This is a genomic window from Micromonospora globispora (genome assembly GCF_003857015.1).
Lineage (GTDB): Bacteria > Actinomycetota > Actinomycetes > Mycobacteriales > Micromonosporaceae > Micromonospora > Micromonospora globispora.
On record NZ_QGGF01000787.1, the window covers coordinates 1 to 12,199 of the forward strand.

Here is a 12,199-nt window from a genome sequence, read left to right on the forward strand (position 1 = left end):
GATCAGGCCCCGGGCCGCGGCGAGCTGCAGCGAGCCACCGGCGGGAGCGCCGGCGAGCAGCGCGGCGCACGCCCCAGCCACCCGGAGCAGGGCCGCCTCCCGGGCCAGCGGGTCGAGGTAGCGGTCGATCAGGCTGCGGCTCAGCGTCAGGACGTCCTCTGCGATGATCACCTCGGTCTCGGCGGGGAGCGCCGCCGCGATCAGCGAGACCAGTGAGGTCACCGGCCGTTCCCCGTCGGTAGCGGCGTCCAGCGCCTCGCCCCAGAGCAGCGCCCGGGCCAGCGGGTCGGCCAGCCCCGGCAGCACCATCGGCACCGCGTCGGCGGAGGCCGGGTCGAGGCGGATCTTGGCGAAGGTCAGGTCGCCGGCGTTCGGCAGCAGCAGGCCGGTGGCCGGCTCGCCGACGAGCTCGGTCAGCTCGGTGCGGCCCTTGTCGGTGTCCGGATCGAGGTCCACCTCGAAGCGGCTCACCGTGCCGTCGGGGGCGTACCGGCCGATGCCGGTGCGGTGCGGGCGCAGCACCGGGTACGCCTGCGGCGCGGTCTGCACCACCGCCGCCTCGGTCCACCGGCCGTCGGCGTCGACCGCCGTCTCCATCCGCAGGGTGTTTACCTGGGGCCGGCGCAGCCAGCGCTCGGCCCAGTCGGTGAGGTCCCGGCCGCTGGCCGCGCTGAGGCTGGCGAGCAGGTCGGCCAGGGTGGCGTTGCCGAAGCGGTGCTTCGCGAAGTGCGCGTTCAGCCCGGCGAGGAAGGACTCGTCGCCGAGCCAGGCGACCAGCTGCCGCAGCACGCTGGCGCCCTTGGCGTACGAGATGCCGTCGAAGTTGAGCAGCCCCTGGGCGGCGTCGGCCACCTCCTCCGGCGCGACCGGGTGGGTGGACGGGCGCTGGTCGGCGGCGTACCCCCACGCCTTGCGGCGCATCGCGAAGGTGGTCCACGCCTGCTCGAAGCGGGTCGCCTCGGCGGCCACCCGGGTGCCGAGGTACTCCGCGAAGGACTCGTTCAGCCAGAGGTCGTCCCACCAGCGCATGGTCACCAGGTCGCCGAACCACATGTGCGCCATCTCGTGGGCAATGGTGGTGGCCCGCAACTCCCGCTGGGTGTCGGTCACGGCGGAACGGAACACGTAGTCGTCGCGGAGGGTCACCAGCCCCGGGTTCTCCATCGCGCCGGCGTTGAACTCGGGCACGAACGCCTGGTCGTACTTGCCGAACGGGTAGCGCTCGGTGAAGAGCTGGTGGAACCGGTCGAAGCACTGCTTGGTGACGGTGAAGATCTCGTCCGCGTCGGCGTCGAGATGGGCCGCCAGGGACCGCCGGCACCAGATGCCGAGCGGGATGCCGTCGTGCTCGTCGCGCCGGACGTGCCACGGGCCGGCGATCAGCGAGAAGAAGTACGTCGCCAGGGGCGCGGTCGGGGCGAACTCCCAGCGGCCCGGGCTGGGCTGCGCGGCGAGCTGGCCGTTGGCCGCGACGGTCCACTCCGGCGGCGCGGTGACGGAGAGGGTGACCGGCGCCTTGAGGTCCGGCTGGTCGAAGGCGGCGAAGATCCGCTGCACGTCGTCGAGGAACGACATGGCGTAGAGGTAGGTCTCGCCGTCGGCCGGGTCGACGAACCGGTGGATTCCCTCACCGGTGTTCGAGTACGCCATCTCGGCGCTGACCGTCAGCGCGTTCTCCTCTGCGAGCCCGGTCAGCGGCAGCCGGTCGTCGGCCAGGATGCCGGGGTCGAGGTCCCGGTCGTTGAGGCGTACCGCGAGCAGTTTCGCGGGTTTGACCTCGGCGAAGCTCTCGGCGCCGGGGGTCGCCCGGAACCGGATGGTGACGGTGGAGCGGAACCGCTCGCCACCGCCGGTCAGGTCGAGGTCCACCTGGTAGGACTCGACCGTCAGCAGCGCGCCACGCGCGGACGCCTCTACACGGGTCAGGCTCGGCATCCGCTTATCCTGCCCGATGGGGAACCACATGCGTTTCCCCGTGGCCTGCGGTGATGGAGGAACAGCGATGAGTCAGCACCCCAAGGGCGACTTCGACCTCTCCCGGGCGGTCTGGCAGCGAGCCGAGGGTGACATGTCCGAGGCCGCGGTCGAAGTGGCCTTCGTCGACGACCTGATCGGCATGCGCAACTCCGCCGAGCCGGACGGGCCGGTGCTGGTTTTCACCCAGGCGGAGTGGGACGCCTTCGTGGCGGGCGCTCAGGACGGCGAGTTCGACCTGGAGTGAGCGGCCGGGGCGACGGCGACGGTCAGTCACCGTCGCCCCAGCCGAGTCCGCCCAGCCCGGGGGCGTGGTGGAAGCCGGGGTGGTCGGCCACGTCGGCGCAGCGCTCACCGTCCGGGCCGATTGCTCCGCAGAACAGCCGCTCGGCGCGGTGCCAGGCGTCGGCCGGGGACAGCGCCGCGGCGCCGAGCGCCAACTCGGGACGGAGCAGGCTCAGCGCCTCGGCGTAGCCGACCGCCAGCTCGCGGGCGTCGGCGGGGCCGGCCGCCTCGAAGCCGAGGTGCACGGTGAAGAACCGGGGCGGCCGGGACACGGCCCGCCGGGGCGGCGCTATCCCCGACTCCTCCGGGCCGCCGCGGCCCGGAGCGAGCCCGCTGACGAGCCGCCGCTGCCGCCAATGCGGCGTCCTGTTGTCCCGCATCCGCCCCTCCCCGTCGTCGCCGGCCGGTCCATGGCAGCCCGAGCCGGGGCTGCGATCGAACGACTCGCCGCCGGCCCGCGACTGAGCCAACCAGCTTTCCGCCGTCCTGGGAGGGGCCAGCCGAACCTTGTCACGCTGGCCCCTCCCAGGGCTCCGCCCGCGGCGCAGCTTGCGATCTGGAATTCGACGGTCGTCGCTGTCACGATGAATGGATGGATGGCGACAGAGCGCAGCCGGTTCGCGACGACAGCGCTTGGCCGAGAGAAGCTGACAGTGCGTCACTGCTCATCGGTGGTGTCGCGCTGCTGGTGGGCATTCTGGTCGTGGTGAACCACGACCAGCCGGTCGGCGCCGCTCTGTTCCTGTTGCTCGCGTTGCTGCTCGGCTCGTCGCTCATCGTGATCGCGGGACGGCGATGGCTGTCCGGACACGCCCTCCCTGCTCCGCTCGGCCTCGCCGGGTTGGTGCTTTTGATCGGCGGGTCGGTCGTCGTGAACCTGGTGGTGGGCTCTGGCGGATTCCCGATTGTCGCGTCGGGAATTGTCGCCGGAATGCTGCTGGCGAACGTGTGGGCAGTCAACGCCGCCCGGGCAAACCGGCCACCGAATCCGCACGAACGTGAACCGGCGCTGGAGCACCGGCCATCAGCGCCGGACGAACCTGAGCCTGCGCCGGAGCCCGCCACGCACGCCGGTGTGTCCGGCAAGGACTATCTCTCGTTTGTCCTGGAAGCCAGGGGCGGACTCGTGCTGATCGGCGACCGCGACCACCGGGACAGCCCGGTCTGGGACGAGGGCCGGCGTCGGCCGGCGCGATATCGGACGGCAGGTCGGTATTGGTGGGCACTCGGGCACCGGGGGTGGGTGCGGTACGGGTTGAGGTCAGCGTCGGGCAGGTGCCCCCGGGCGGAGCGCATCAAGTCTTCGCCGGACGACTGGACCTACCGAGCGGGGTCATCGAAGCCGGCAACATCCTCGTCCACCACATTGAGAAGCTGGACATCTCACCGGCTCGGTCGGCATTCGTCCGGATCTTCGTCGACTCGCGCGAGTCACCCGCCAGGGTCACCATCCTTGTGGCTCCCGAATAACGTTGGCGGACTGTCACTCAGGTCCTGATGCCGATATGTCGCGCAGGTCCCGAGACCGGACAGACCCGTGGGATTCACCGGGCCCGGCCTGGGTAGACGCAGCCGGGCACCCGCCCCGTCGTGGAGAGCCGCCGAGCCGCGCCAGGAGCAGCCGATGACCGCCATTCCCGTCGACCGCAGCCCGGAGAGCACCCTGGCGTTCCTGCGCGAGGGGTACCGGTTCATCGGCGACCGCTGCGACCGGTACGGCAGCGAGATCTTCCAGACCCGGCTGCTGCTGCAACGGACCATCTGCCTGCGCGGTCGCCCCGCCGCCGTGCTGTTCTACGACAACGACCGCTTCGTCCGCCAAGGGGCCATGCCGATGCGCGGGCAGCGGACGCTCACCGGCGTCACCGGGGTACAGGGGCTCGACGACGCCGCGCACCGGCAGCGGAAGGCGATGTTCATGTCGATCATGACACCGTCCGCGATCCGCCAGCTCGGCCAGCTCTTCGACGACGAGTGGCGGGCCCAGATCCCGGTCTGGGAGCGGTCCGGGCCGGTGGTGCTCTACGACGAGATCGCCCGGATGCTGACCCGGGCGGTCTGCGCCTGGGCCGGGGTGCCACTGGCCGGCTCGGACGTGGCGCGGCGGACGACGCAGCTGCACGCGATGATCGAGGCGCCGGCCGCGATCGGCCCCCGGCACTGGCGGGGCCTGCTCGCCCGCCGCCGCGCCGAGCGTTGGGCCGCCGACCTGGTCGAACGCGTCCGGGCGGGTGCCCTCTCCACGCCGGACGGAAGCGCCCTGCGGGTGATCGCCGAGCACCGGAGCGACCAGGGCCACCTGCTGCCCCGGCGGATCGCCGCGGTGGAGCTGCTGAACATCGTCCGCCCCACCGTGGCCGTGGACCGCTTCGTGGTCTTCGCCGCGCTGGCCCTGCACGACCACCCGCACTGGCGGGACCGGGTCCGCGGCGACGAGCCGGCCACCGAGCACTTCGTCCAGGAGGTACGCCGCTACTACCCGTTCTTCCCGGTCGCGGCGGCCCGGGTCCGGCGGTCCTTCGACTGGCAGGGCCACCACTTCCCGCGGGGGCGACGGGTGCTGCTCGACCTCTACGGCACGAACCACCACCCGGAGCTGTGGCCGGGGCCGGAGCAGTTCCGGCCCGACCGGTTCGCCGGCTGGCGCGGTGACCCGTTCGGCCTGGTGCCGCAGGGCGGCGGGAACCATTTCACCGGCCACCGCTGCGCCGGTGAGTGGATCACCATCGAGCTGATGAAGCGCGCGGTGACGAACCTGACCACCACGATGAGCTACCAGGTGCCACCCCAGGACCTCGCGCTCAGCCTGCGCCGGATGCCCGCCCTGCCGCCCAGCGGCTTCCTGATCGACGCCGTCCGGCGTACCGGGTGAGCGGGCTCAGTCGGCCACCACGAGGGCCTGGGGAGCGGCCTGCTTCATCCTGGTCCGCAGCCACTTGAGCTGGACGGCGGTCTCCTGCTCGCAGGACTTCACCACCGCCAGCAGGTCCTCGTCCCGCGCCCCGTACGCGGCCTGGCCGACCACCGTCCAGCAGATGTCGCATTCCGCCGCCATCAGGTAGAGGTCCTGGAGGTCCCGCAGCAGCCCGATCGGGCCGGTGCGGGTGCCGGAGAAGAGCTCCGAGTGCAGCCGGTCCGGCTCCTTCGGGGCCTCCTCGGCGTACCGGCGGGCGAACGGCTCCAGCTTCTCCGCGTGCTGGCGGCACTGCGCGGCCAACTTCTCGCAGATGTGGAAGACGTCCGGCTCCTCCCGGTGCGCCTCGCCGACCTCGGTGAAGGCGTCACCGAGGCGGGCCTGGGCCTTGTGCAGCAGCCCGAGATAGTGCGCCAGGTGCATGTCACTCCCCCCTCGATGGCGCCTCGGCGGCCGGTCCGCCGACCGTCGCCGGGATGCCGGACCCGTCGAGCGGCGCGGGGCCGCCGACCGTCGGTGCCGGCGAGGGCCGGCCGCCGGAGTCCGCCTCCTTGACCACCCGGACCGCGGCCACCTTGAAGATCGGCTGCTTGGAGACCGGGTCCCAGGCGGTGATGGTGAGTTCGTTCGCCGCCCGGTCGTGCCGTCCCTCACCGGGGGCGGCACCGTCGGCGGCGTCCCAGTAGCCGTAGTGGAAGGGGACGAAGACCACGCCGGGGCGTACCCCGCAGATCCGGACCCGCCCCCGGACGACGCCCCGGGGCGACTCGACCCGGACCAGGTCCCCCTCCCCCACGCCGAGCCGGTCGGCGTCGGCCGGGTTGAGTTCCACCCAGGACTCGGGCGCGGCGTGCACGAGCTGGGTGGCCCGCCCGGTCTTGGTCCGGGTGTGGAACTGGTAGACGGTGCGGCCGGTGGTGAGCAGCAACGGGAACTCGTCGCTCGGCACCTCCGGCGACGGCTGGTACGGCACCGCGTGCAGGAACGCCCGCCCGCCCGGCTGCTTGGCCTTGTACTCCTCGGGCAGCAGCTCCGCCCCCGTCGACATGTCATGCCCGTACGACTCGCAGTAGTCCGGGTCGGTGTTGAAGACGCCGTCGGTGTAGAGCCGTTCGGTGCCGTCCGGGTGCTCGTCGTTGCACGGCCACTGGATGCCACCGGCGCGCAGCCGTTCGTAGGTGATCGCGGTGTAGTCGCACGGCCGCCCGCGGGAGCACTCCTTCCACGCCTCGAACGCCGACTCGGGATCGGTCCACTTGATCAGTGGGTTCCCGTCGGAGTCGCGGAAGTCCATCCGGCGCGCGTAGTCCAGGAAGATGTCCAGGTCGGGGCGCGCCTCCCCGGGCGGGTCGACGGCCTTGTCCGAGATGTGCACGGTCCGGTCCACGCTGGTGAAGGTGCCGGTCTTCTCGCCCCAGGTGGCCGCCGGCAGCACCACGTCGGCCAGCTCGGCGGTCTCGGTGAGGAAGAGGTCCTGCACCACCACGAACAGCTCCGGGTTGGCCAGGATCCGGCGGACGCGGGCCAGGTCGGGCAGGGACACCGCCGGGTTGGTTGCCGAGATCCAGAGCAGCTTGATCGAGCCCTGCTCGGCGTACCGGAAGATCTGCATGGCGTGCGTCGGCGGCGCCCAGTGCGGGATGGTGTCCACCTCGACGTTCCAGAGCCGGGCCAGCTCGGCGACGTGCTCCTCGTTCGCCCAGTTGCGCAGGCCCGGCAGGTCGCCGTCGGCGCCGCACTCCCGGTTGTTCTGCGCGGTCGGCTGCCCGTTCATCTGGTAGAGCCCGGCGCCGGGCCGGCCGATCATGCCCCGGATCAGGTGGATGTTGTTCACCTGGCAGGAGGCCGCGGTGGCCTGGTTGGACTGGTAGAAGCCCTGGAGCACGGTGGAGAGCAGCCGCTCCGAGTGGCCGAGCAGCTCGGCCGCCTGCTCGATCTGGCGGGCCGGCAGGTCGCAGATCTCGGCCACCTTGGCGATCGGGTAGTCCTCCACCACCTTGCACAGCTCGTCGAAGCCGATGGTGTGCGCCCGGACGTACTTCTCGTCGTACCAGCCGCGGTGGATCAGCTCGCGGAGCAGGCCGTTGAGCAGGGCCATGTTCGTGCCGTTTCGGAGCGCCAGGTGCACGTCGGCCTCCCGGGCCACCGGCGTGGCGCGCGGGTCGACCGCGAGCATCGCCGGTCGGTTCGGCCCGCGGCGCCGGTCCAGCATCCGCATCCAGAGCACGGTCTGCGTCTCGGCGACATTGTGCCCCCAGAGCGCGATCGCGTCGCAGTGGTCCACGTCGGTGTACGACCCGGGCTGCCCGTCGGTGCCGAAGGACGCCTTCATCGCGGCGGCGGCGGTGGCGGTGCAGAGCCGGGTGTTGCCGTCCATGTGCGGGGTGCCCAGCCCGGCCTTCCCGATCACGCCGAGCGTGTAGTACTCCTCCAGGAAGAGCTGCCCGCTGGTGTAGAAGCCGAAGTGTCCCCAGCCACCGGGGCCGGCCAGCAGCTCCTTCGACCGGGCCACGATCCGCCCCATGGCGGTGTCCCAGTCGGTCTCCACCAGGCGGCCACCCTCACGGATCAACGGGCGGCGCAGCCGGTCCGGGCTGTGGTTGGCCTGCCAGCCGTAGAGGTCCTTCGGGTCGACCCGGCCGTGGTTGATCCGGTCGCCGGCCCGGCCCCGGACCCCGACGATCCGGTCGTCGATAACCGCGATGTCCATGGCGTCGCCGTTGGAGTGCAGGATGGACGCGGTGGGCACCCAACGCTGCACGTCCGCCTCGGTGTGCCCGTCGGAGAGGAAACTGTCCACCCGTACGGGCCACCGCTCACCCGGCCCGTACGGGGTGCGCGGCCCCCACGGGTCGGCGATCCGATCGACCATCTCACTCCTCCTTTGCAGCAGGCGCCCGCCACACCGGCATTTTCCGGCCGGTGGACCGGTTGAAGAGCAGGTCGACCACCGTCACCAGCACCACGGCGGCGAACGCGATGACCAGCTGGGTGGGGGTCTTGAGCAGCCCGAGGCCCACGATCAGGGTGGTGGCACCGGCCGGCGGGTGGGCGGCGTTCAGCAGCACCAGCACCGCCGCGGTGATCGCGAGGGAGCCGGCGGCGGCGATGATCCGCGGCACCGAGAAGCCCTCCTGGAGGGCCGACGGATTGTCGGCGAGGCCGGTGACCACCAGCATGGCGTACCCGGCCAGCAGGGCGACCAGGTGGCCGATCACGGTGTTGCGCGGTGACGACTCGGGCTTGTCGGGCTGCTCGATGTGCAGCATGACCGCCGGGCCGAGGCTGGGGAAGAGCCAGGGCTGCCGGGTCAGCAGGGCGACCGTGCCGGCCACCACCAGGGCGACGGCGCTCCCGCCGAACGCCCTGGTGGCGGTGCTGACCCGGGACGGGGACTCATGGGTCTGAACCCGAGACGGGGACTCATCGGTCTGAACAGGCATGCCGACTGCTGTACCCCGTCGCCGAAAATTGAATCGACCGCGGTGCTCACGCCGGCTGCGGATGCAGGACGGTACGCAGGCAGCCGTCCTCCTTCTTCTCGAAGATCTCGTACCCGCGGGCCCCGTCCTCCAGCGACATCGGGTGGGTGGCCAGGTAGCCGGGGTCGATCTCGCCGATCGCGATCCGGTCCAGCAGCATCGGGATGTAGCGCTGGGCGTGCATCTGCCCCATCCGCAGCACCAGGGCCTTGTTCATGGCCGCGCCGAGCGGGAACTTGTCGACCAGCCCGCCGTACACCCCGACGATGCTGACGGTGCCGCCCTTGCGACAGGCCATGATCGCCTGCCGGACTGAGGTCGGCCGGTCGGTGGTCAACCGGGCCGTCTGCTTCGCCTTGTCGTACGCGTAGACGGGCCCGACGTCGTGCGACTCCATGCCGACGGCCTCGATGCAGGCGTCCGGGCCGCGGCCCGCGGTCATCTCGCGCAGCGCCTCCAGCACGTCGGTCTCGGCGTAGTTGATCGTCTCGACGCCGAGCCGGTCGGCGGCGGTGCGCAGCCGCTCCGGCAGCCGGTCGATGACGACGACCCGCTCGGCGCCGAGGATCTGGGCGGCCCGGGCGGCCATCTGGCCGACCCCGCCGGCGCCCCAGACCGCGACCACCTCGCCGCCCTTCAGCCCGCAGAAGTCGGCGGCCATCCAGCCGGTCGGCATCGCGTCCGAGGCGAAGACCACCGAGTCGTCCGGCACCCCGTCGGGCACGGTGAACGCGCCGACGTCGCCGAACGGCACCCGGATGTACTCGGCGTGGCTGCCGGCGTAGCCGCCGGCCGCGTGCGAGTAGCCGAGGATGCCGGCCGGGGCGTGGCCCCACAGCTTCTCGGTGAAGACGGGCTGCGGGTTGGAGTTGTCGCAGAGCGAGTACTGCTCGGTGCGGCAGTACCAGCAGCCGCCGCAGGCGACCACCGAGCCGACCACCACCCGGTCGCCGACCTTCAGGCGCTGGACGTCGGGGCCGGTCTCCACCACCTCGCCCATGAACTCGTGGCCGAGGATGTCCCCCTCCCGCATCGCCGGCAGGAACCCGTTGATCAGGTGCAGGTCGGAGCCGCAGACGCTGCTGGCCCGGACCTTGACGATGATGTCCCGCGCGGCGCGGATGCTCGGCTCCGGCACGTCCCGAACGGCGAGCTTGCGGACCCCTTCCCAGCAGAGCGCCCTCACGGCCGGCCTCCCGTCGCCAGCTTCTCCCGCATCTTGTCGGTCGCCTCCTCCTGCTCGGGGCTGCGGCCGGACGGGTCGTGCCGGGTCTCGATCATCTGGCCGGCCTCGATCAGCGACTTGATCCGGCGCAGCGCGTCCCGCAGTCCCAGGTCGGGGTCGGTGCCGGTGGTCAGCCCCAGTGCCCGGCGTACCGGGCCGGAGCGCCACCGCAGCTCGGCCCGGATCTCGGTGCCCCGGTCCTGCGGGGCGGGGACCAGCTCGACCCGGCCCTGCTGGGCCACCGGCCCGTCGGTCACCCGCCAGCTCAGCCGGCCCGGCCCGTCGACGGTGATCTCGGCGCGCCACTCGGTGCCGCCGCCGGCCGGGTCACCGGCCACGCAGCGCCACCGGGTGTCGTCGAGCTGCTCCAGGGTCGCCCACTCGGCGAGCCCCCGGTCGAGCCGCTCCCGATCGGTCCAGAAGCCGATGACGGCGTCCACCGGCCGGTCCACGGTGATTCCTCGGTGGACGACGTACCAGCCGTCCTTCCGCTCGGGCTGGTGCCGGCGCCGTCGCCGGGCCATTACCCGACCGGCACCGAGCACGGTCACCGTGGCGGCGCCGGCCAGTGCCCACCTCGTTGTGTTGCTGGTCATCACGTCTCCTCCACCCACGCCTCCGGGGACGGACCCCCGCGCCCCGCAGCGCTACCCGGCGTGCGGCGATCGAAACGACAAACCGGTTTGATAGGCGAAAATCCGGGCACGCTGCCCGGGCACCATCACCCGGTTCGGCAGGGAGGCGGCCTTGGCCTTCGACCCCAGCGAGTACGGCCGGCACATCCCGGCCGACGTCTACGACCAGGCGTACGCCCACCTGGACCCGGAGGCGGCGGTGGACCGCCTCATCGCACTGGCCGACGGGGGACCGATCTGCGAGTTCGGCATCGGCACCGGCCGGCTGGCGCTGCCGCTGGTGCAACGGGGAATGAGTGTCGCCGGGGTGGAGGGCTCCGAGGAGATGGCCGCCCGGCTACGCAGCAAGCCCGACGGGGGACGAATCGAGCTGACCATCGGCAACTTCGCGGAGGCCCGGGTGCACGGCCAGTTCGCGCTGGTGCTGCTCGCCTTCAACACCATCTTCGCACTGCCCGACCAGCCCGCCCAGGTGGCCTGCTTCCGCAACGCCGCCGCGCACCTGCGGCCCGGCGGCCGTTTCGTCATCGAGGCGTGGGTGCCCGACCCGGCGGCGTTCCACGCGGGCGGCGCCCTGCGCCCGGTCTGGGTGGCCGAGGACGCGGTGCTGCTGGAGGCGGCCCTGCTGCATCCGGCCGCGCAGCGGATGACCACCACCAAGATCCGACTGACCCACGACGGCGTGCAGTTGCTGCCGGCCAACCACCGCTACGCCTGGCCCGCCGAACTGGATCTCATGGCGGAGCTGGCCGGGATGACCCTGGAGAGCCGCTGGGCGGACTGGACCGGGCGGCCGTTCACCGACGAGAGCCGCGAGCACGTCTCGGTCTACCAGCTCGGGGAGGCCCAGTGAGCGCCCCGGCCCGCGACCCCCGTCCCTTCCCGCCGACCGCCCCGGTCACCGTCGGGCCGGGCGGCGGGCTCCGACCCGGTCGGCTCCCCGTCGAGTACGTCCTGCCGCTGCGCTGGCACGAGGACAGCGGCCTGGCCGAACTCACCGACTACCTGCGTGGGCTCGCCCGACGGGTCGACGTCACCGTGGTGGATGGCTCCGCTCCGGAACTCTTCGCCCGGCACGCCGCCGCCTGGCGCGGCCTGGTCCGGCACGCCGCCCCCGACCCGCACCGGCGGGGCGTCAACGGCAAGGTGCTCGGGGTGCTGACCGGGATCGCGCTGGCCCGGCACGAGCACGTGATCATCGCGGACGACGACGTCCGGTACGACGAGGCCGGGCTGGGCTCCGTACACGAGCTGCTGGACCGGGTGGACCTGGTCCGGCCGCAGAACCACTTCGACCCGCTCCCCTGGCACGCCTGGTGGGACACCGGGCGGACCCTGCTCAACCGGGCCGTTGCCGCCGACTGGCCGGGCACCCTGGCGGTACGGCGGAGCACCTTCCTCGCCATGGGCGGCTACGACCCGGACGTGCTCTTCGAGAACCTGGAACTGGTCCGTACCGTGCGGGCGTACGGGGGCACGACGGCGGCGCCGGCCTGGCTCCACGTACGCCGGCTGCCCCCGACCTCGGGGCACTTCGTCGGGCAGCGGATCCGCCAGGCGTACGACGACCTGGCGCAGCCCGTCCGGTTGCTGGGCTCGCTGGCGGTGCTGCCCGGCATGGTTGCCGCGGTCGCGGCCCGCCGACCCGGCCTGCTGCTGCGCGCCGCCGCCGCGACCGTGGCGG

At 72.4% G+C, this 12,199-nt stretch carries 12 protein-coding genes; 5 read left to right on the forward strand and 7 right to left on the reverse strand.

All coding sequences use genetic code 11. From position 1 onward, the window contains the following. Positions 1-1,935, reverse strand: a 1,935-nt coding sequence (gene pepN, locus DKL51_RS34175; protein ID WP_124813310.1) for an aminopeptidase N, incomplete at its 3' end; no start/stop codon positions are given. Between the two features lie 67 nt (positions 1,936-2,002). On the opposite strand from pepN, the gene DKL51_RS34180 reads away from it, so the two are divergent. Next, positions 2,003-2,221 carry a DUF397 domain-containing protein gene (locus tag DKL51_RS34180; protein WP_109947884.1) on the forward strand — a complete coding sequence of 73 codons (219 nt, stop codon included), beginning with the start codon at positions 2,003-2,005 and terminating at the stop codon, positions 2,219-2,221. A gap of 22 nt (positions 2,222-2,243) precedes the next feature. On the opposite strand, the gene DKL51_RS34185 is transcribed toward DKL51_RS34180, so the two are convergent. After that, positions 2,244-2,639 (reverse strand): hypothetical protein, encoded by a 396-nt coding sequence (locus DKL51_RS34185; protein WP_109947885.1) that lies wholly within the window; start codon positions 2,637-2,639, stop codon positions 2,244-2,246. Between the two features lie 212 nt (positions 2,640-2,851). Between DKL51_RS34185 and DKL51_RS34190 the strand changes: the two genes are divergently transcribed. Then, on the forward strand, positions 2,852-3,757 hold the full coding sequence (locus tag DKL51_RS34190) for a hypothetical protein (protein WP_123827124.1): 906 nt from the start codon (positions 2,852-2,854) through the stop codon (positions 3,755-3,757). Between the two features lie 126 nt (positions 3,758-3,883). Further along, a complete protein-coding gene (locus DKL51_RS34195) occupies positions 3,884-5,131 on the forward strand; it encodes a cytochrome P450 (RefSeq protein ID WP_109947887.1) in 1,248 nt (415 codons plus the stop codon). Between the two features lie 6 nt (positions 5,132-5,137). Here the strand turns inward: DKL51_RS34195 and DKL51_RS34200 are convergent, their stop codons facing one another. The 5 genes from DKL51_RS34200 to DKL51_RS34220 are packed head-to-tail and all read right to left on the reverse strand — an operon-like array spanning position 5,138 to position 10,476. Next, on the reverse strand, positions 5,138-5,596 hold the full coding sequence (locus DKL51_RS34200) for a hypothetical protein (protein ID WP_109947888.1): 459 nt from the start codon (positions 5,594-5,596) through the stop codon (positions 5,138-5,140). 1 nt (position 5,597) lies between these two features. Next, complete coding sequence (locus tag DKL51_RS34205; RefSeq protein WP_109947889.1) at positions 5,598-8,045, reverse strand: molybdopterin oxidoreductase family protein; 2,448 nt, start codon at positions 8,043-8,045, stop codon at positions 5,598-5,600. A gap of 1 nt (position 8,046) precedes the next feature. Further along, positions 8,047-8,616: an HPP family protein gene (locus DKL51_RS34210; protein WP_109947890.1), complete on the reverse strand. Its 570-nt coding sequence runs from the start codon at positions 8,614-8,616 to the stop codon at positions 8,047-8,049. Between the two features lie 46 nt (positions 8,617-8,662). Beyond that, complete coding sequence (locus tag DKL51_RS34215) at positions 8,663-9,841, reverse strand: zinc-dependent alcohol dehydrogenase (protein ID WP_109947891.1); 1,179 nt, start codon at positions 9,839-9,841, stop codon at positions 8,663-8,665. Next, complete coding sequence (locus tag DKL51_RS34220; RefSeq protein WP_109947892.1) at positions 9,838-10,476, reverse strand: SRPBCC family protein; 639 nt, start codon at positions 10,474-10,476, stop codon at positions 9,838-9,840. Before DKL51_RS34220 ends, DKL51_RS34215 begins: the two co-directional genes overlap by 4 nt. 151 nt (positions 10,477-10,627) lie before the next feature. Between DKL51_RS34220 and DKL51_RS34225 the strand changes: the two genes are divergently transcribed. Next, positions 10,628-11,368: a class I SAM-dependent DNA methyltransferase gene (locus DKL51_RS34225; protein ID WP_243420738.1), complete on the forward strand. Its 741-nt coding sequence runs from the start codon at positions 10,628-10,630 to the stop codon at positions 11,366-11,368. After that, a partial coding sequence (locus DKL51_RS34230) for a glycosyltransferase family 2 protein (RefSeq protein WP_260428774.1) occupies positions 11,365-12,199 on the forward strand: 835 nt, incomplete at its 3' end. The genes DKL51_RS34225 and DKL51_RS34230, both read left to right, overlap by 4 nt.